Raw genomic sequence first — 19,284 nt, forward strand, 5'->3', positions numbered from 1 at the left:
GAGTGCGATGCCGAGCAGCAGGAATGCCTTGCGGGACTTCGACCAGGTGGCCATGTGCGCTCCTAGTGCATGTAGAGGCCGCCGTCGACGTTCAGGGTCTGCCCCGTCACGAATCCGGCGTCCTCGGAGATCAGGTAGTGGATGGCTGCCGCGATGTCGCGCGGCGTGCCGATGCGTGGCAGGACGCCGTCGGCCGCCATGGCCGCCTTGCGATCGTCGGTGAGCGTGCCGCCCATGATGTCGGTGTCGATGGGTCCCGGCGAGACGACGTTCACCGTCACCCCGCGCGGTCCGAGCTCGCGCGCGACCGAGCGCGAGAAGCCGATGACGCCTGCCTTCGCGGCCGAGTAGGCGGTCTTCGAGAACGTGCCCCCGCCGCGCTGCGCCGACACCGACGCGAGGCTCACGACACGGCCGACGCCATGCTCGACCATCGACTCGACCGCACGCCGCGTCGCGTGGTGCACGCCGTCGAGGTTGATCGACAGCACGCGTCGCCACTCGTCGTCGGTCACGTCGAGGTAGGGGACGGGGCTCGAGACCCCGGCGAGGTTCACGAGCGCGACGAGCTGCGGCAGCGCCGCCTCGAGCCCGTCGATCGCGGCACGCACCTGCCGAGCGTCGGCGACGTTCGCGCCCGCGCCCGCCGCCTGCACGCCGTGCTCTGCGGCGATCTCGGTCGCGACCGCCTTGGCCGCGGCGTCGTCGAGGTCGACGATGCCCACGTGCCATCCGCGCTCCGCGAGGAAGTGGGCCGTCGCGCGTCCGATGCCGCGCGGCGACGCGGCTCCCGTGAGGATGACGGTGCGGTCGGCCGGGAACGCGGTCATGCGCGGCTCCCCTCGCTCGTCGCGATCGGGGCTGGCCCGAGCTCGTCGAGCAGTCGCTGCATCGCGACGTAGGCCTTGTTGCGGTAGGCGACGAGCTCGGGCGTGCGGTCGGCCGGCACGTCGAGGTAGCCGGCACCCGTCTTCGTGCCGAAGCGTCCGGCGTCGACGTGCTCGGCCAGCGATGCCGGGGTGGCGAACCGCTCGGGCCAGCGCGTCTGCAGCGACGCGTAGCAGAACGCGTACACGTCGAGTCCCGCCATGTCGGCGATCGCGAACGGCCCGAAGAACGGCAGGCGGAACCCGAACGTCGTGCGCACGATCGTGTCGATGTCCGTCGGCGTCGCGACGCCCTCCTCGACGAGCTGCGTCGCCTCATGAAACAGGGCGTACTGCAGCCGGTTGAGCACGAAGCCCGTCGCGTCGCCGATGCGCGCCGACTGCTTGCCCGTGGAGGCGACGATCGCCTCGACGACGTCGACCGCCGCCGGGTCGGTCGCGTCGTGCGAGATGAGCTCGACGCCCGGGATGAACGGCGCCGGGTTCGAGAAGTGCACGCCGAGGAAGCGCTCGGGACGCTCGACCGCCTCGGCGAGCGACCCGATGAGGATCGTCGACGTGTTGGAGCCGATGATGGCGTCGGGGCGCGCGGCCGCCGAGATGCGGCGCAGCGTCTCGTGCTTGATCTCGATCCGCTCGGGCACCGCCTCCTCGATGAATGCCGCGCCGGCGACGGCCTCCTCGATGGAGGCTGCCGCCGTGAGGTTCCTGCGGATGCGCTCGACCGCATCGGCGGGGAAGAGCCCATCGACGACGAACTGCTCGGTCTCGCCGAGCAGGCGGGCGAGGTTCGCTTGCGCGATCTCGGCCGAGACGTCGGCGATCCGCACTCGGTGGCCGGCGAGCGCGAGCACCTGGGCGATGCCGCCGCCCATGTAGCCGGAGCCGACGACGGCGATGTCGTACGTGGTCATGCGAGTCCCTTCGGGAGGAGCGAGCGCAGGTAGCGCTGGTTCGTGGAGCAGTTGCCGAGGCTGTCGCCGCCGTAGTGCTCCATGAGGAAGATGCCGTCGAAGCCGAGCGCGAGCGCATCGCGCACGACCTCGCGGTAGTTGATGAGGCCGGCCTCCATCGAGCAGGGCACGCTCGTCGCCCACGAGCCGTCTGCGGACTCGTCGCGCGTGTAGTTCTTCACGTGCCAGTAGTTGGCGTAGGGCAGGGTCTTCGCGTGCATCTCGCGCCAGTCCTCGATGGGGCGATGGAGCCGGATGAGGTTCGCGATGTCGGGGTTGAGGCCGACGTTGTCGAGGCCGATCTCCTCGACGAGTCGCACGGCGGAGTCCGCGGTGCCGAGGTAGGTGTCCTCGTACATCTCGAGCGACATGCGCAGCCCGACGTCGGCAGCGTGCCGACCGAGCTCGCGCAGGCGCGTCACGGCCGCGTCCCAGACCTCCGGGTCGTCGGGATCCTTCGGACCCTCGGCGGTCCAGAACCAGAGCGCGCGGCGCTGCGCCTCGGAGAACGGCTGGTGCAGTCCCGTCGAGAAGACCTGCATGCCCCACTCGGCAGCGGCGTCGATCGTCCGGTGCGCGTACGCGAGGTTGCGCTCCTCGTGCCCGGGCATGATGACGCTCTGCCGCTGGAGGTGCACGCTCGGGATGCGGATGCCGCGCGCGGCGGCGATCGACAGCAGCTCGTCGCGTCGGCTCGGCTCGAGATCGGCGGGGCGGATGTGGCTGTCGGCCAGCTCGATCATCGAGAAGCCGACGTCCTGCACTTGCGCCAGCATGTCGTCCCAGGTCTCGCTGCTCGCGTCGTGGAGCGCGACGCCGTCGCGCCCGACGGTGGGGATGCCGTGCAGGCAGGTCGCGATCGGCCAGGTCTCGGCCGTGAAGGGGGACGTCGTCGTCGGCACCGGTGGGCTCCATCGCTCGGGGTCGGGCTGCAAGAATCCTATAGGATCTATGAAACGCGTCAAGCCCCGACTCGCACGCATCCCCGGCACGCACGACGAACGCCGCGAGCACGAGGCTCGCGGCGTGGGCGGGACGGGTCAGCGCCCGGAGAGCGAACGATCTCGGACGTTCGCGATGTGGTCGCGCATGCGATCGCCCGCGGCATCCGGCTGCGACGCGAAGGCGTCGAGGATCGCGCGGTGCTCGGCGATCGCCTCGATGACGTCGCTGGGTCCGCGCAGCGCGGCCTGTCGCAGCCGATGCGTCAACGCGCCGAGCGATGCGTGCATCTCGTGCACGTAGCGGTTGCCCGCGTGCTCGAGGATCACGGCGTGGAACGCGCCGTCGGCCTCGAAGTACCGCTGGGTGACCTCGAGCGGCACCTCGCCGACTGCGTGCGCGTGCACGACGTCGTGGCTCGCAGCCTCGTGGACCTCGTGCGCAGCCCTCAGCGCCGGCAGCAGCTCGCTCGCACGCGGCGCGGCGAGCGTCGCCGCCCGTTCCTCGAGCATGAGACGTGCCTCGAAGAGCTCCGCGAGCTGCTCGCGGTCGAGCGGAGGTGCGACGCGATACCCCTTGAGCGCCTCGCGCGTCACGAGGCCCGTGCGCTCGAGCTGCACGAGCGCCTCGCGCACCGGCGTCGGCGAGACGGCCAGCTCGCGGGCGAGCGTGTCGATCGAGAGCCGCTCCCCCGGCTGCACCGTGCCGTCGAGGAGGTCGGCGAGGATGCGGTCGTGCACCTGGTCGCGCAGCGCCCTGCGCTGCACGTCCAGGTGACGACCGCCCTCGCTCATGCGGCGGCCAGCGCCTCGTCGAGGATCGCGCCGAACGCGACCGGGTCGTGCGCGAAGCGGCCGAGGAACATGCCGTCGACGTCGGGCGCGATGCGCGGCAGCAGGCCGGGTCCGGCGGAGCCGCCGTAGATGACCTGCGCGCCGGGCAGCAGCGCGTCGCCGGCGAGATGGTCGCGCAGCACGCTCGTGACGCCGCGGATGTGCGACTCCCCCGCGGGCTCGGGCGCGCCGATCGCCCACACGGGCTCGTACGCCACCACGAGGCGACCGCCGACGCCGCGCTCGCGCGCGAGGCGCAGCGACGCCTCGAGCTGCTGCACGCACGCGGCGGCAGCGCTCGACGGGTCGCCGTGCACGAGCTCGCCGATGCACAGCACGGGCGCGAGGCCCGCGTCGAGCGACGCGGCGACCTTGCGGGCCACGGTCTCGTCGGTCTCGCCGAACATCGCGCGACGCTCGGCGTGGCCGATCTCGACCATCCGCACGCCGTGCTCGACGAGCTCGGGCGCGCCGACCTCGCCGGTGAAGGCGCCTGACGGCTCCCAGTGCACGTCCTGCGCGCCGACCGTCATCCCCGCGGGTGCGGCGATGTCGACGACGGCGGGGATCGACGGGAAGGTCGGGATGACGAACGGCTCGACGACGCCCGAGGCGACGGCCTCATGCACGCGGCAGATGGCGGCGACGTCGCGCGTCCAGCGCTCGGTCGCCGCCTTGCCGAAGTACATCTTGAGGCTCGAGCCGATGACGAACCTCGCCACGGTCACCTGCCTTCGTAGGCGCAGATGTCGTCGACGTTCGCCTGCGAGTGGCTCGTGGGGTCGAACGTGTACGTCAGCCACTCCTTCGCGAGGCGACGCGCGAGCTCGATGCCCACGACGCGCTGGCCCATGCACAGCACCTGCGCGTCGTTCGACAGGATCGAGCGCTCGACCGAGAACGAGTCGTGCGCGGTGACGGCGCGGATGCCCTTGACCTTGTTGGCCGAGATGGCGACGCCGAGGCCCGTGCCGCAGAACAGGATCGCGCGGTCGGCCTCGCCGCGCGCGATGCGCTCGGCGGCCTCGATCGCGACGTTCGGGTAGCTCGTGGCGTCGGCGTCCGACGAGACGCCCACGTCGACGACGCTCGCGACCAGGTCGTTGGACTCCAGGTCGACCTTGACGATCTCCTTGTAGTCGTAGCCGGCCTTGTCCGATCCGATGATGAGCCGAAGCGTCACTTGCTGTCCTCCTCGAGGTCCTGTGCGAGCACGTCCGAGACGGTCGTGCAGATGAGCGCGAACGACACGGCGCCCGGGTCGGGCGTGCCGATCGACTTGTCGCCATGCGACTTGGCGCGGCCGAGCGTCGCCTTGAGGGCAGCGGTCTCCTGCGCGGCCTCCTCGGCGACGCCGGACGCGTGCGACCAGGCCTCGACGAGCGAGTCGCCTGCGGCGATGCGCTCGCGCAGCTCGTCGGCGAACGGCACGATCGCGTCGATCATGGTCTTGTCGCCGACCTTGGCCTTGCCGAACGACGTGACGGCGTCGCGTGCCGCGTCCACGCCTGCCGAGATCTCGACGCGCGAGACGTCGGCAGCGTCGCCGAGCGCGCCCGCGAGCGAGCGCAGGATCGTCGCCCAGATGACGCCCGACGTGCCACCGGCACGGTCGCCCCACGCCTCGGCGGCGTGACGCAGCGTCGTCTCGGCACCCGCGCCGGCCTCGACGGCGGCGAGCGCCGCGTCGCGGCCTGCGTGCACGCCGCGCTGCATGCCGATGCCGTGATCGCCGTCGCCGGCGACGGCGTCGAGATGGCCGAGCTCGTCGGCAGCGCCGTCGATCGCGTTCGCGATCTCGACGAACGCCGAGCCGATGGTGGCGGCGACGGCCTTCGATGCGTCGGATGCCTCGGGGATGTCCTCGACGGCTGCACCGGCGACGACGATCTCGGCACGCTCCTGGGGAGCGACGGAGCCCTTGCGGTATGCAGGCGAGTCGGCGGGAGCAGCCCACAGCTCCTCGAGCTCGTCGTCGAGCCACAGCAGCGTCAGCGAGCAGCCCGCCATGTCGAGCGACGTGCACATCTCGCCCACGTCGGGCTCGACGACCACGAGGCCACGCGCCTCGAGCAGCCGGTGCACGGTGCGGTAGAGCACGAACAGCTCCTCGTACTTCACCGAGCCGAGGCCGTTGAGGATCGGCACGACGCGAGCACCGTCGACCGAGACGCCCTCCGGCACCTCGTCGAGCAGGCGTGACACGAAGAGCTCGGCGAGCCCGTCTGCCGTGGGCATGTCGACCTCGTCGATGCCGGGCTCGCCGTGGATGCCGAGCCCGACGGCCATGCGGCCCTCCGGCACGGTGAAGAGCGGAGCGTCGGCGCCCGGGAACGTGCAGCCGCCGAAGGCGACGCCGAACGTGCGCGTGCGAGTCATGACGTGCTTGGCGAGGCGCTCGACGTCGTCGAGCGAGTCGCCGCGCTCGGCAGCCGCGCCTGCGACCTTGAACAGCGCCAGCATGCCCGCGATGCCACGCCGGTCCTGCATCCGGTCGACCGGTGCGCTCCAGATGTCGTCGACGCCGAGCACCGTGCGGACGTCGTGGCCCTCGGCCTTCAGCCGCTCCTGCGCCTCCGTGAAGTTCAGCACGTCGCCGGCGTAGTTGCCGTAGCAGAGCAGCACGCCCTTGCCCTGGTCGGCGGTCTTGGCGATCGAGTACACCTGCTGCGTCGACGGCGACGCGAACAGGTTGCCCATCGCCGCGCCGTGCGCGATGCCGGGGCCGACGAGGCCTCCGAACGCGGGGTAGTGGCCACTGCCACCACCGATCACGAGGGCCACCGTGTCCTCCGCTGCCCGCGTGGAGCGCACGACACCACCGGGCACGGCGGTGACCCACCGTGCGGATGCGGCCGCGAAGCCCTCGATCATCTCGTCGGCGAACGCCGACGGCTCGTTGAACAGACGCGTCATCGCGTCCCCTTTCGGTTCGATGCGACGCGGCAACCCTATAGGACAAGTGCATGCAACCTGTCGCTGTCGGCAGCACGCGCACGCTCCTAGACTCGGTGGCGACGCGATCCGCTCGAAGGAGATGCCCATGCCCGTCGCAACGCCCGCCCAGTACGCCGAGATGCTCGAGAAGGCGAAGTCGAACGGCTTCGCCTACCCCGCCATCAACGTCTCGTCCTCGTCGACGATCAACGCGGTCCTGCAGGGCCTCACGGAGGCCGGCTCGGACGGCATCATCCAGGTGACGACGGGCGGCGCGGACTTCTTCGCTGGCCAGTCGGTGAAGAACCGCGCCGGTGGCGCCATCGCGTTCGCGAAGTACGTGACGGAGGTCGCGAAGGCGTACCCCATCACGGTCGCGCTGCACACCGACCACTGCCCGAAGGACGCGCTCGACTCGTTCCTGCTGCCGCTGATCGCGGCCAGCGAGGAGGAGGTCGCCGCCGGCCGCCCCGCGCTGTTCCAGTCGCACATGTGGGATGGCTCGGCCGTGCCGCTCGCTGAGAACCTCGAGATCGCCAAGGAGCTGCTCCCCCGGCTCAAGGCGCTCGACATCATCCTCGAGGTCGAGATCGGCGTCGTCGGCGGCGAGGAGGACGGCGTGCAGCACGAGGGCTCGAACGACGCCCTCTACACGACGCTCGGCGACGTCGAGCAGGCCGTCGACGCGCTCGGCCTCGGCGAGCAGGGCACGTACATCGCCGCGCTGACGTTCGGCAACGTGCACGGCGTCTACAAGCCGGGCAACGTGAAGCTGCGCCCCGAGCTGCTCGGCGAGATCCAGGCAGGCATCGCCGCGAAGCACGGCACGGGCGAGAAGCCGCTCGACCTCGTCTTCCACGGCGGCTCGGGCTCGACCGACGCCGAGATCGCCGAGGCGGTCGCGAACGGCGTCATCAAGATGAACATCGACACCGACACGCAGTACGCGTACTCGCGATCGGTCGCCGACTCGGTGCTCTCGAACTACTCCGGCTTCCTCAAGGTCGACGGCGAGGTCGGCAACAAGAAGGTCTACGACCCCCGCGCGTGGGGCAAGGCCGCCGAGAAGGCCATGGCGGCGCGCGTCGTCGAGGCGACGCAGCAGCTCGGCTCGGCCGGCTGGTCGGGTCGCTGACCCACGCCTGATCGAGGGGCCCGGCGCACATCGCGCCGGGCCCTTCGTCATGCTGGGGCGCTCGCCGCCCGCGCGCGTCGCTCGAGGACGAGCGCGCGCAGGCCGCCGCATCCGCGTGCTCGGCGATGCGCGCGTGCGGTTCGAGCTCGTCGCGGTCGCCGCCGCCGCGATGGTCGCCCTGCTGGCGGTGCTCACGCCGCAGGCCCTCGCCGGGCAACCCGTCGTCGCACCCGCCGGCGGATTCCTCGCGGCGGGCATCGCGCTCGTCGTCGCGACGCTCGGCGCCGTCGCGGTCGTGCTCGCGCGGGGTCGCGCGCGCACGGCTCCGGTGCCGCAGACCGTCGACGCCTGACGCGCGCACGACGACGGCCCCCGGCGGTGCGCCGGGGGCCGTCGTGTCGCGCCGGCTAGGGCTGGATGCGGTCGGCCGCGTTGGGCGGGGGCGGCTGCGTACCGCCGAGCGGCTGGATGGGGTTCGGCTGCTGCTGCGCCTGCGGCGCGGGCTGCTGCCACGCCTGCTGCTGCGGCTCGGGCTGCCAGCCCTGCTGCTGCGGGGCCGGCTGCTGCTGCTGCTGCCAACCCTGCTCGGTCTGCTGCGGCTGCCATCCGCCCTGCTGCGGCTGCTGCGGCTGCGCCCACGCCTGCGCGGTCGCGGCGGCTGCGCCGCCCACGACCGCGGCGCCCGCGGCGCGCGTCACGAAGTGCGCGACGAGCAGCGCGATGCCGAGGCCGCCGAAGACGAGCGGGCCCCACACGTAGAACACGAACATGATGTCCGTGCCGCCCGTCGCCGACTCCGTCGACAGGAACACGGGCAGGAACTGCGCGTTCGGGTAGTCCTGGATCGTCTGCCAGGTCGAGAGCAGGTTGCGCACGAGCGCGTACGCACCGACCGCGAGGCTGGCGATGGCGATGCGGAGGAGGATGGGCTGTCGGCGCATGGCGCAATCCTGCGCCTGCATACCTGGGAGCGCGCTCGGACGTGCGCCGCGGCGCTCAGCCCATGAATCCCTGCGCCGTGTTGTGCCGGTTGCGTGCCTGGATGTCGCTGCTGCCCTGCAGACCGGGATTGGTCTCGTCGGCCTGGCCAGGCAGCGGGTCGTCGCCGTAGGTCTGCACGCCCGAGCCCGTGAGGGACTGCCAGAAGCGGCGGAGTCGTTCGCGGATGGTCATGGTGGCCTCCTCGTCGAATCCGGCGGGGCGGCGCCCGCGCCGTCCCCCGACCGTAGCCGGGGGACCTGCGCGCAGCCAGGGAGTGGCGCTACTCCCAGTCGGCGTTCTCGTCGACGATCGAGTCGGTGCCCTCCGGCAGCACGGTGTCGTCGACGCCGTTGCCGTCGGTGTCGATCGCCCAGCGGTCGCCGCCGTGCTCGTCGGGCACGTCGGCGGGGTCGTCGTCGGCCTCGTCCTCGTCGCGGTCCTCGTAGCCGTCGGGCACGTCCTGCACCGTGATCGAGTCGGTGTCGTCGACGCCGACGGGGTCGGGCTCCTCGGCCGAGTCGCCGACGGTCTCGTCGTAGTCCTCGCCGGTCGCGACCTCGTCGCTCCACTCGTCGGTGCTCTCGACGCCGGCGTCCTGCACGGTCTCGTCGCTCATGGTCCCTCCAACGTGTCCGGCGCCGCCGGTCGACGGCGTCGAGACCAGGATGCTCCCGTCGCGGCGCTCGCGCAGCGCATGTCGCGCGCAGGGGTCGAGGAGGTAGGGTCCGCGGGCGTCAGCGCCGCGAGGGCCGCAGCTCCTTCGGCAGCGAGAAGACGAGGTCCTCCTCGGCCGTGCGCACCTCGTCGACCTGTCCCCAGCCGGCGTCGGCGAGCTCGGCGAGCACCTCGGCGACGAGCACCTCGGGCACGCTCGCGCCGCTCGAGACGCCGATGGTGCGCACGCCCTCGAGCCACGCCTGCTCGATCTCGCGCGACGCATCCACGCGGTACGCGGCGCGCGCGCCGGCCTCGAGCGCGACGTCGACGAGCCGCACGGTGTTCGACGAGTTCGCGCTGCCGACGACGATGACGAGGTCGCACTCGGGCGCGACCTTCTTCATCGCCACCTGTCGGTTCTGCGTGGCGTAGCAGATGTCGTCGCTCGGCGGGTCCTCGAGGTACGGGAAGCGCACGCGCAGGCGCCGCACGGTCTCCATCGTCTCGTCGACGGACAGCGTCGTCTGGCTCAGCCACACGAGCCTCGTGTGCTCCGGCACGTCGACGGCGTCGGCGTCGGCGGGCGACTGCACGAGCGTCATGCGGCCGGGCGCCTCGCCCATCGTGCCCTCGACCTCCTCGTGGCCAGCGTGGCCGACGAGCAGCATGTGCGCCTCGTCGCGCGCGAAGCGCTGCGCCTCCCGGTGCACCTTCGTGACGAGCGGGCACGTCGCGTCGATGGCCTGCAGGCCGCGGTCGGATGCCTCGGCGACGACCGCGGGGCTCACGCCGTGCGCGCTGAACACGACGAGCGCGCCCTCGGGCACCGCATCCACCTCGTCGACGAACACGGCGCCCGCGCGCTCGAGCTCGGCGACGACATGGCGGTTGTGCACGATCTGCTTGCGCACGTACACGGGCGCGCCGTGCTGCGCGAGGGCCTGCTCGACCGTGATGACCGCACGGTCGACGCCGGCGCAGTAGCCGCGGGGGCTCGCGAGCAGCACGCGGCGCGGCCCGACGTCGCCGGGGTCGACTAGCCTGTGGCGGGCGATCGGCGCGCGCGGCGGATCCAGGGGGATCCGGCCGTTCGAGATCGTCACGACTCGAATCCTACGTTCGGAGGCCGCATGGGCGACCGCGTCTCGGGCACGCCCGAGGAGCCGTGGACCGTCGCGCGCCTCGCGACCGAGCTGCAGTCGTACGTCGCCCGCCTCGGGTCGGTGTGGGTCGAGGGCGAGCTCACGCAGTGGAACGTGCGCCGCGGCATGGTGTTCGGCAAGGTCAAGGACGTCGACGGCGACTTCACGATCGACGCGAAGGCGTTCACATCGACGCTGCGCGAGCCGTTCAGCCAGGGCGATCGCGTCGTCGCGCTCGTGCAGCCGGAGTACTGGGCCAAGGGCGGCACGCTGTCGATGCAGGTGCGCGCCATGCGCCACGTGGGCCTCGGCGAGCTGCTCGCGCGCATCGAGGAGCTGCGGCAGCGCCTCGCCGCCGAGGGGCTCTTCGACCCCGCGCGCAAGCGCCCCCTGCCCTTCCTCCCCCACGGCGTCGGCCTCGTGACGGGCAAGGACTCGGATGCCGAGCAGGACGTGCTGCGCAACGCGCGCCTGCGCTGGCCCGGCGTGCGCTTCGAGGTCGCGTACGCCGCCGTGCAGGGCGACGCCGCCCCGCGCGAGGTCGTGCGCGCCATCGAGCAGCTCGACGCGAACCCCGACGTCGACGTCATCGTCGTCGCGCGCGGCGGCGGCGACTTCCAGGCGCTCCTCGCGTTCAGCGACGAGCGCGTGCTGCGCGCCGCCGCCGCCGCGACGACGCCCATCGTCTCCGCCATCGGCCACGAGGCCGACCGGCCGCTGCTCGACCTCGTCGCCGACCTGCGCGCATCCACGCCCACGGATGCGGCGAAGCGCGTCGTGCCCGACGTCGCCGAGCAGCTCGACATGGTCTCGCAGGCCCGCGCCCGCATGCGCTCGCGCGTCACGCAGCGCGTCGCGCACGAGGTCGAGCGCCTCGCGGCCATCCGCTCGCGCCCCTCGCTCGCGCGCCCCGAGTCGCTGCTCGACGCGCACCTGTCGGAGGTGCGGCAGCTCGCCGTGCGCGCCGACGACCTCGCCGGCCGCTCCGTCGAGCGCGCCGAGCACGGCATCCACCGCCTCGCCGACCGCCTGCGCGCGCTGAGCCCCCAGGCGACGCTCGACCGCGGCTACGCCGTCGTGCAGACGGCGGGCGGCGGCGTGCTGCGCGACGCCGCGGATGCGACGCCGGGCGACGCCGTGCTCGTGACGCTCGCGTCGGGCACGGTCGACGCCGAGGTCACCGAGGCCCGACCCGCGACGTAGCGGTGCGCGCCCCGGCGACGCGTCACCGCTGCTGGAAGGTCCTGCGCACGAAGAAGAGCCCCACGAGCGACAGCGCCGCGATCGCCATGTAGTAGAGGCTCGGCGCGTTGAGGTTGCCCGTGACCTGCAGCAGCCACGTGAGCACGAGCGGCGCGATGCCGCCGAGCAGCGTCACGCCCACGTTGTACGTGATCGACAGGCCCGTGCCGCGGATCTCGGCGGGGAACATCGACGACAGCAGCCCGGGCAGCGGCGCGAAGTAGAACGCCATGATGAGGCCGAGGAGCGCGATCGAGATCACGAGCGCCGGCACGCTGCGCAGCCCCACGATGACCTGGAAGATCGGCCACGCGAGCACGAGCGCCGCGATCGCCGCCCACGTCATGACGCGCGCCGGCCCCACGCGGTCGGCGAGGCGCCCCACGAGCGGCGAGCCCACGAGCGCGATCGCGCCCGCCACCACGCCGCCGAGGTACGCGGCCTCCGGAGCGATGCCGAGGTTCGAGACCGCGAACGTCGGCATGAACAGGATCATGTAGACCGAGATCGTCGCGACGCCGATGACGGCCGAGCCCGCGAGCATGCGTCCCAGGTGCTGCGTGAGGAGCGTGCCCATCGGCGACTTCGCGCGCTCGTGGTCGCCGAGCTCGTCGGGCTCCGCAAGACGCGCGCGGATGTACAGGCCGACGGGACCGATGAGCAGACCGACGAAGAACGGCACGCGCCAGCCCCACGCGTCGAGCTGCTCGGTCGTGAGCGCCGTGTTGAGGGCGAAGCCGAACGCCGAGGCCAGCAGCATCGACGCACCCTGCGCCGCGATCTGCCACGACGCGTAGAACATCTTGCGATGCGGTGCCGTCTCGATGAGGAACGTCGTCGCGGTGCCGAACTCGCCGCCTGCCGAGAAGCCCTGCAGCAGGCGCGACAGCAGGATCACGACGCCGCCCCACACGCCGACCGCCGCGTACGTCGGCGCCACGGCCATGAGCAGCGTGCCGAGCATCATGATGCCGAGCGTGATGGTGAGCGCGTTCTTGCGCCCCTTGCGATCCGCGTACGAGCCGAGGATCCATCCGCCGAGCGGACGGATGAGGTAGGTCGTCGCGAACGTCGCGAACGTGTACAGCAGGCCGTACTCGCCGGCGTCGGGGAAGAAGACGCGGGTGATGACGACGGCGAACGACGCGTAGACGATGATGTCGAACCACTCGAGGGCGGCGCCGATCGACGACGAGATGACGGCCTTGCGTGCGGCGGCGAGGCGCTCGGGCGTCGCCTCGGGTGCGGACGTGGTCGGTGTGGTGCTCATGCGGTGCTCTTCGTGCTCCAGGTGCGGATGGGTGGGGACGTCAGGCGCGCAGGTCGGCGACGAGCGCGTCGACGAAGGCCTCGCACGCGGCGATCTGCTCGAGCTCGATGAACTCGTCGGGCGCGTGCGCCTGCGCGATGTCGCCGGGACCGCACACGACCGTCGGGATGCCCGCGTTCGCGAACAGCCCGGCCTCGGTGCCGTACGTGACCTTCTCGTCGCTCGGGATCGCGCCCCACGCGTCGGCGAGCGCCACGATCTCGGCGTCGGCGGGCGTGTCGACGCCGGGCGCGGCCGCGGTGGTGGCGAGCACGACCGACGCCTCGGGGAAGCGCGAGCGCATGTCGGCCTCGACGCGGGCGCACTCGGCGCGGAACCGCTCGACGAGCAGCTCGTGGTCGACGGTCGTGAGGGCGCGGAACTCGAAGTGGATCGTGCACTCGGCCGGGATCGTGTTGATGGCGATGCCGCCGTCGATGCGGTTGACGCTCACCGACGTGTATGGCACGACGTAGCCGTCGTCGAACGGACCCTGCTCGCGCATCTCGTCGCCGACGGCCTGCACGAAGCGCACGAGCTCGGCGGCGGCCGCGACGGCGTTCTCGCCCTGCGGCGTGAGCGACGAGTGCGCGGCGACGCCGCGCACGTCGATGCGGAAGACGTTCATCGACTTGTGCCCGCGCACGACGCGCATGCTCGTCGGCTCCCCGACGACGCAGCCGCGCGGCAGCTCGCCGCCGCGCGCGAGCTCGTCGACGAGGTCGATGGCACCCACGCATCCGATCTCCTCGTCGTACGACAGCGCGAGGTGGATCGGCTCGGCGAGCGGCTGCGCGACCATGTCCGCTGCCTTCACGAGCACGACGCCGAGGAACGACTTCATGTCCGCGCTCCCCGCGCGTACAGGCGCCCGTCGCGCACCTCGGGCGCGAAGGGCTCGCTCGACCACTCCTGCCCGTCGACCGGCACGACGTCGGTGTGCGCCGACAGCACGATGCCGCCGCCCGTCGAGCCATCGCCCGCCGGGATGGTCGCGAGCAGGTTGGCCTTGGTGCCCTCGGGGTTCGGGATGCGGCGCGAGGCGATGCCGAGGGCGTCGAGCCGCCGCTCCACGTGCGCGACGAGCTCGAGGTTCGAGCCGCGGCTCGTCGTGTCGAAGGCGACGAGGGTGCGGATCTCCTCCATGGTGACGTCGGCGGGTGCAGGCACGGCTCTTCCTCTCGATCACGGGGTGGGGATCCTTCGATCCTTCCACCGTCGATGGCTCGCCCCGTCGTCGGTGGCGCGACGGTAGGATCGTCACCCGTGAGCGAGACCGCTGCGCCCATCGGGCAGACGCCCGCCGACGAGCTCGGCTACGAGGCCGCGCGCGACGAGCTCGTGCGCGTCGTGCAGGCCCTCGAGTCGGGCGACACGACCCTCGAGCAGTCGCTCGCCCTGTGGGAGCGCGGCAACGCCCTCGCCGAGCGCTGCGAGCAGTGGCTGCAGGGCGCGCGCGCCCGCCTCGACGCCGCCCGCGGCACGGAGGCCGACGCATCGTGAGCCGCAAGCCGCCCGCGATCGTCGCCGAGCTCGGCCGCCCCGAGACGGCGCAGGAGACCGCCGACCGCAAGGCCGCCTCGAGCGCGCGGTACCGCGGCTCGAAGACGCTCGTGAACCTCGTCGCCGCGATGCTCGCGTGCGCCGGCATCGTCATCGTCATGGTGCTCGTCGTCATGCGCCCCGGCCCCGCCGCGCCCGAGCCGATCGACGTGAGCGCCGCCGCATCCGACGCCTCCGCCTCGCTCGACGTGCCCGTGGCCGACCCCGACGTGCCCGAGACGTGGGCCGCCAACGCGGCCGAGCTGCGCAGCGGCGCCGCCGGCATCGAGCAGTGGTACGTCGGCTGGATCACCGGCGACGAGGCGTTCGCGTCGCTGACGCAGGGCATCGACGCCGACGGCACCTGGCTCGCCGCCACGACGCGCGAGGCCATCCCCACCGGCAGCCTCGACGTCGACGGCGTCGAGTGGACCGTCGCCGACCAGCGCGACATGGACGACCCCGGCAACCTCGCCTGGGTCGCGTGGACGCAGGCGGGCGGCTCGACGTACGTCGTCGCCGGCACGGCTGCCGACGACGAGCTGCAGACGCTCGTCGAGGCCGTCACCGCCGAGCTGCCCGCATCCTGACGCACCCGAATCCACCGCGCTGCGGCGCGGCACCCACGACCACCGAGCAGAGAGGCCGATGAGCATGACCGAGTACCGGATCGAGCACGACACGATGGGCGAGGTGCGCGTGCCCGTCGACGCGCTGTACGCAGCGCAGACGCAGCGCGCCGTCGAGAACTTCCCCATCTCGGGCTCCGGCCTCGAGCCCGCGCAGATCGTCGCGCTCGCGCGCATCAAGCGCGCCGCCGCCATCGCCAACAAGAGCCTGGGCATCCTCGACGCCGACGTCGCCGACGCCATCGTGGCCGCCGCCGACGAGATCGTGGGCGGTGCGCACCACGACCAGTTCCCCGTCGACACGTACCAGACCGGCTCGGGCACCTCGTCGAACATGAACATGAACGAGGTGCTCGCGACGCTCGCGTCGACGCACCGCGGCTCGGCCGTGCATCCCAACGACCACGTCAACGCGTCGCAGTCGTCGAACGACGTCTTCCCCACGTCGGTGCACGTCGCCGTCACCGGCGCGCTCATCGAGCAGGCCATCCCCGCGCTCGAGCACCTCGCCGCGTCGCTGCAGGCGAAGGCGGAGCTGTGGCAGGACGCCGTCAAGCCCGGCCGCACTCACCTCATGGACGCGACGCCCGTCACGCTCGGCCAGGAGTTCGGCGGCTACGCCGCGCAGGTGCGCTACGGCATCGAGCGCATCCAGGCAGCGCTCCCCCGCGTCGCCGAGGTGCCGCAGGGCGGCACGGCCGTCGGCACCGGCATCAACACGCCGCTCGGCTTCCCCGAGCAGGTCATCGCCGAGCTCGCCGCATCGTCGGGCCTGCCCATCACCGAGGCGCGCGACCACTTCGAGGCGCAGGCGAACCGCGACGGCCTCGTCGAGGCGTCGGGCGCGCTGCGCACGATCGCGGTGTCGCTCACGAAGATCTGCAACGACCTGCGTTGGATGGGCTCGGGCCCGAACACGGGGCTCGGCGAGCTCGCGATCCCCGACCTGCAGCCCGGCTCGTCGATCATGCCCGGCAAGGTCAACCCCGTCGTGCCCGAGGCCGTGCTCATGGTGTGCTCGCGCGTCATCGGCAACGACGCGACCGTCGCGTGGTCGGGCGCGTCGGGCTCGTTCGAGCTCAACGTGCAGATCCCCGTCATGGGCACGGCGCTGCTCGAGTCGATCCGCCTGCTGTCGAACGCGTCGCGCGTGCTCGCCGACAAGACGATCGACGGCCTCGAGGCCAACGTCGAGCGCGCCGCGGCGCTCGCGGGCATGAGCCCGTCGATCGTGACGCCGCTCAACCGCCTCATCGGCTACGAGGCCGCCGCGAAGATCGCGAAGCACTCCGTGAAGGCCGGCATCACGGTGCGCGAGGCCGTCGTCGACCTCGGCTACGTCGAGCGCGGCGAGCTCACCGAGGCCGACCTCGACAAGGCGCTCGACCTGCTGTCGATGACGCACCCGGGCGTCGCGAAGTAGCACCCCTCCACACATTTGAGGTTTTCGGCCGCTTTTGACATCAAGAGCGGCCGAAAACCTCATTTCTGTTTCTGGCAGGGTGGGGTACATGCGTGCGTACCCTGCCGTGAGGCGTTCCGAGACGGTCGACGAGCTGCACGGGGTGCGCATCGCCGACCCGTACCGGTGGCTCGAGGATGCGGACTCCGACGAGACCGCCGCGTTCGTCGCCGCGCAGAACGCGTTCGCCGAGCCCGTGCTCGCTGCGCTCCCCGCTCGCGACGCGTTCCGCGAGCGCGTGACGGCGCTGCTCGGCGCGCCGACGCGCGGCTGCCCGTTCGAGCGCGGCGGCCGCATCTTCGCGTGGCGCAACGACGGCCAGAACCAGGACGTGCTGGTGGTCGCCGATGCGGTCGACGACCTCGAGGACGGCCGCGTGCTGCTCGACGCCAACGCACTCTCCGCCGACGGCACCGTGTCGGTCACAGCCGCATCCGTGAGCCCCGACGGCCAGCTGCTCGCGTACGGAACCGCCGACGGCGGCTCGGACTGGCGCACGCTCAAGGTGCGCGACGTCGTCACCGGCATCGACCTCGCGGATGAGATCCCCTGGACGAAGTGGAACTCGCCGGTGTGGATGCCTGATGGCCGCTCGTTCACGTACTGGCGCTACGACGCCCCCGGCGGCAACGGCCTCACCGACGAGATGGGCCCCGGCCGGCTGATGGTGCACGTCGTCGGCCAGGCGGCCGAGGCCGACGAGACGATCTGGGAGCGTCCGGAGGAGCCGCGGATGTTCGCACGCCACTGGCCACGCGACGACCGCTGGTTCGTGCTCTCCACCGACACGGGCTCGTCGAGCGGCAACGACCTCGCCGTCGCCGCGCACGGCGCGTACGACCTGCGCCAGCTCGTCGAGGGCCACGAGCACGAGTGGAATGCCATCGGCATCCGTGGGAACACGCTCTTCGTCGTGACCGACGCGGACGCGGCGCGGTATCGCCTCGTCGCCTTCGACCTCGACCCCGGCATGCACGGCAGCCATCGGATGCGCGAGGTCGTCCCCGAGCACGAGACCGACGTGCTGCTCGGCGCCTCCCTCACCGAGGGCGGCCTCGTGCTCGAGTACTCGCACGACGCGTCGCACCGCCTGCAGCTGGCCGCGACCGACGGCACGCTCGGCGACGCCGTGCCGATCGGCGACGGCGTGAGCCTCACCGGCCTCAGCGCTCGCGCGACGTCGGCGACGGTCTTCGTCACGACGTCGTCGTTCGTCGACCGCGGCACGCGCCACGTCGTCGAGACCGACGGCCCGAGGCTCGTCTCGCACCGCACCCTGCCGACCCCGGGTCCCGCGGCTCCCGCGGCCACGACGTCGCGCATCCGGGCCACGAGCACCGACGGCGCCGAGGTGCCCGCGTTCGTCGTGCGCCCGGCGGGCGACGACGGCTCGGCCCCGCGCCCGACGCTCATCTGGGCGTACGGCGGCTTCAACATCCCCATGAACCCCGGCTTCCGCGCCGTGCTCGCCGCCTGGGTGGATGCGGGCGGCGTGCTCGTGGTGCCGAACCTGCGCGGCGGTGGCGAGTTCGGCTCCGACTGGCACAAGCAGGGCACGAAGGCCCGCAAGCAGCAGGTGTTCGACGACCTCTACGCCATCGCCGAGCAGCTCATCGCGACGGGCGTGACGACGCCGGCGCAGCTCGCGCTGCACGGCCGCTCGAACGGCGGCCTGCTCGCGGGCGCCGCGCTCACGCAGCGGCCCGAGCTGTGGGCAGCGGTGCTGCCGGGCGTCGGCGTGCTCGACATGCTGCGCTTCCACCGCTTCACGATCGGCTGGGCGTGGACGAGCGACTACGGCGACCCCGACGACGCCGCCGAGTTCCCGGCGCTCGCGGCGTACTCGCCACTGCACGCCATCCGCGACGGCGTCGCCTACCCGCCGACGCTCGTCACGACGGGCGACCACGACGACCGCGTCGTGCCCGCGCACTCGTTCAAGTTCGCCGCCGAGCTGCAGCGCGCGCAGGCGACGAGCGGCTCCGAGGCGCCGATCCTGCTGTCGATCGACACGCGCGCCGGCCACGGCATGGGCAAGCCCAAGGATGCGGCGGCGCTCGAGTTCGCCGACCAGCTCGCGTTCGCCGCGCACCACGCGGGGCTCGCGGTCGACGCGGTCGCGTGACGCCATGACCGACTGGCAGGAGCGCATCGACGCGTTCTGGGCTGCGCTCGACGACGGACGCCCGCAGGAGATGATCCGGCAGATGCGCGTGCTCATCGCCGAGCTCGGACCCGAGGATGCGCGCGGCCCGTTCGAGCTCGGCGGCGTGTTCGACGCGCTCGGCATGGAGGAGGTCGCCGCCGCCCACTACCGGCGCGCCCTCGAGCTGGGGCTCGACGACGAGCGCGCCGCGCGCCTCGCCATCCAGCACGGGTCGACGCTGCGCAACCTGGGCCGCATCGACGAGGCGATCGAGGTGCTCGCGCACGCGCCCGACCACGACGCCGTCGGCGACGCCCGCGCGATCTTCCTCGCGCTCGCCCTGCACGACGCGGGTCGCAGCGGCGAGGCCGTGCGCCTGCTGGTCGAGGCGCTCGAGCCCGAGCTGCCCTCGTACCGGCGCTCGGTGCGCGCCTACGCCGAGGACCTGCCCGAGCCGCCGCGTCACGGGGCGTAGCACGGCGCCGCG

19 protein-coding genes and 2 pseudogenes are annotated in these 19,284 nt (G+C 72.4%); 8 read left to right on the forward strand and 13 right to left on the reverse strand.

Annotation, left to right across the window (positions count from 1 at the left end; all coding sequences use genetic code 11):
• Positions 1–62 precede the first annotated feature (62 nt).
• The 7 genes from BLQ67_RS03205 to BLQ67_RS03235 all read right to left on the reverse strand — a co-directional run bounded on the left by BLQ67_RS03205 (position 63) and on the right by BLQ67_RS03235 (position 6,531).
• A complete protein-coding gene (locus BLQ67_RS03205) occupies positions 63–830 on the reverse strand; it encodes an SDR family NAD(P)-dependent oxidoreductase (protein ID WP_092502387.1) in 768 nt (255 codons plus the stop codon).
• Positions 827–1,801, reverse strand: coding sequence for a 3-hydroxyacyl-CoA dehydrogenase family protein (locus BLQ67_RS03210; RefSeq protein WP_092502389.1), 975 nt, complete (start codon positions 1,799–1,801; stop codon positions 827–829). The genes BLQ67_RS03205 and BLQ67_RS03210 overlap by 4 nt, the downstream gene beginning before the upstream one ends.
• Positions 1,798–2,742 (reverse strand): sugar phosphate isomerase/epimerase family protein, encoded by a 945-nt coding sequence (locus tag BLQ67_RS03215; RefSeq protein WP_231945145.1) that lies wholly within the window; start codon positions 2,740–2,742, stop codon positions 1,798–1,800. Before BLQ67_RS03215 ends, BLQ67_RS03210 begins: the two co-directional genes overlap by 4 nt.
• 138 nt (positions 2,743–2,880) lie before the next feature.
• On the reverse strand, positions 2,881–3,576 hold the full coding sequence (locus BLQ67_RS03220) for a GntR family transcriptional regulator (protein WP_092502393.1): 696 nt from the start codon (positions 3,574–3,576) through the stop codon (positions 2,881–2,883).
• Entirely contained in the window at positions 3,573–4,343 is a 771-nt protein-coding gene (locus BLQ67_RS03225; RefSeq protein ID WP_231945146.1) for a triose-phosphate isomerase family protein, read from the reverse strand. Before BLQ67_RS03225 ends, BLQ67_RS03220 begins: the two co-directional genes overlap by 4 nt.
• A complete protein-coding gene (locus BLQ67_RS03230) occupies positions 4,340–4,798 on the reverse strand; it encodes a ribose-5-phosphate isomerase (protein WP_092502395.1) in 459 nt (152 codons plus the stop codon). The genes BLQ67_RS03225 and BLQ67_RS03230 overlap by 4 nt, the downstream gene beginning before the upstream one ends.
• Positions 4,795–6,531: a dihydroxyacetone kinase family protein gene (locus BLQ67_RS03235; protein ID WP_092502396.1), complete on the reverse strand. Its 1,737-nt coding sequence runs from the start codon at positions 6,529–6,531 to the stop codon at positions 4,795–4,797. The genes BLQ67_RS03230 and BLQ67_RS03235 overlap by 4 nt, the downstream gene beginning before the upstream one ends.
• Positions 6,532–6,658: 127 nt before the next feature.
• Here BLQ67_RS03235 and fbaA point away from each other — a divergent pair, with 127 nt between their 5' ends.
• Together fbaA and BLQ67_RS03245 are read left to right on the forward strand one after the other, a co-directional pair.
• Entirely contained in the window at positions 6,659–7,687 is a 1,029-nt protein-coding gene (fbaA, locus tag BLQ67_RS03240; protein ID WP_092502398.1) for a class II fructose-bisphosphate aldolase, read from the forward strand.
• A 133-nt stretch (positions 7,688–7,820) separates the two neighbouring features.
• Positions 7,821–8,039, forward strand: a complete 219-nt coding sequence (locus BLQ67_RS03245; protein ID WP_157674640.1) for a hypothetical protein — start codon at positions 7,821–7,823, stop codon at positions 8,037–8,039.
• A 55-nt stretch (positions 8,040–8,094) separates the two neighbouring features.
• Here BLQ67_RS03245 and BLQ67_RS16290 read toward each other — a convergent pair whose 3' ends face one another.
• The 4 genes from BLQ67_RS16290 to BLQ67_RS03260 form a co-directional block, all read right to left on the reverse strand.
• Entirely contained in the window at positions 8,095–8,628 is a 534-nt protein-coding gene (locus tag BLQ67_RS16290; RefSeq protein ID WP_157674641.1) for a hypothetical protein, read from the reverse strand.
• A 55-nt stretch (positions 8,629–8,683) separates the two neighbouring features.
• A complete protein-coding gene (locus BLQ67_RS16295; RefSeq protein ID WP_157674642.1) occupies positions 8,684–8,860 on the reverse strand; it encodes a hypothetical protein in 177 nt (58 codons plus the stop codon).
• Between the two features lie 88 nt (positions 8,861–8,948).
• A complete protein-coding gene (locus BLQ67_RS16300) occupies positions 8,949–9,284 on the reverse strand; it encodes a hypothetical protein (protein ID WP_157674643.1) in 336 nt (111 codons plus the stop codon).
• 118 nt (positions 9,285–9,402) lie between these two features.
• Complete coding sequence (locus BLQ67_RS03260) at positions 9,403–10,401, reverse strand: 4-hydroxy-3-methylbut-2-enyl diphosphate reductase (RefSeq protein WP_407922489.1); 999 nt, start codon at positions 10,399–10,401, stop codon at positions 9,403–9,405.
• A gap of 54 nt (positions 10,402–10,455) precedes the next feature.
• Here BLQ67_RS03260 and xseA point away from each other — a divergent pair.
• Positions 10,456–11,762: pseudogene (gene xseA / locus BLQ67_RS03265) on the forward strand (exodeoxyribonuclease VII large subunit).
• Here the strand turns inward: xseA and BLQ67_RS03270 are convergent.
• Both BLQ67_RS03270 and argE read right to left on the reverse strand, forming a co-directional pair.
• Positions 11,693–12,979: an MFS transporter gene (locus BLQ67_RS03270; RefSeq protein WP_092502406.1), complete on the reverse strand. Its 1,287-nt coding sequence runs from the start codon at positions 12,977–12,979 to the stop codon at positions 11,693–11,695. The pseudogene xseA and the gene BLQ67_RS03270 sit on opposite strands and share 70 nt — an antisense overlap.
• Before the next feature lie 40 nt (positions 12,980–13,019).
• Positions 13,020–14,164, reverse strand: a pseudogene (gene argE, locus BLQ67_RS03275) (acetylornithine deacetylase).
• A gap of 120 nt (positions 14,165–14,284) precedes the next feature.
• Between argE and BLQ67_RS03280 the strand changes: the two are divergent.
• From BLQ67_RS03280 to BLQ67_RS03300, 5 genes are all read left to right on the forward strand, one after another.
• A complete protein-coding gene (locus tag BLQ67_RS03280; protein WP_407922482.1) occupies positions 14,285–14,521 on the forward strand; it encodes an exodeoxyribonuclease VII small subunit in 237 nt (78 codons plus the stop codon).
• Positions 14,518–15,150 (forward strand): DUF4245 family protein, encoded by a 633-nt coding sequence (locus BLQ67_RS03285; RefSeq protein WP_157674644.1) that lies wholly within the window; start codon positions 14,518–14,520, stop codon positions 15,148–15,150. The genes BLQ67_RS03280 and BLQ67_RS03285 overlap by 4 nt, the downstream gene beginning before the upstream one ends.
• A gap of 58 nt (positions 15,151–15,208) precedes the next feature.
• A complete protein-coding gene (locus BLQ67_RS03290) occupies positions 15,209–16,612 on the forward strand; it encodes a class II fumarate hydratase (protein ID WP_092502410.1) in 1,404 nt (467 codons plus the stop codon).
• Between the two features lie 106 nt (positions 16,613–16,718).
• Positions 16,719–18,776, forward strand: coding sequence for a prolyl oligopeptidase family serine peptidase (locus BLQ67_RS03295; protein WP_172802241.1), 2,058 nt, complete (start codon positions 16,719–16,721; stop codon positions 18,774–18,776).
• A gap of 4 nt (positions 18,777–18,780) precedes the next feature.
• Positions 18,781–19,272: a tetratricopeptide repeat protein gene (locus BLQ67_RS03300; RefSeq protein WP_157674645.1), complete on the forward strand. Its 492-nt coding sequence runs from the start codon at positions 18,781–18,783 to the stop codon at positions 19,270–19,272.
• The last annotated feature ends 12 nt before the right edge of the window (positions 19,273–19,284 follow it).

This window comes from Agrococcus jejuensis, from assembly GCF_900099705.1.
Classification (GTDB): domain Bacteria; phylum Actinomycetota; class Actinomycetes; order Actinomycetales; family Microbacteriaceae; genus Agrococcus; species Agrococcus jejuensis.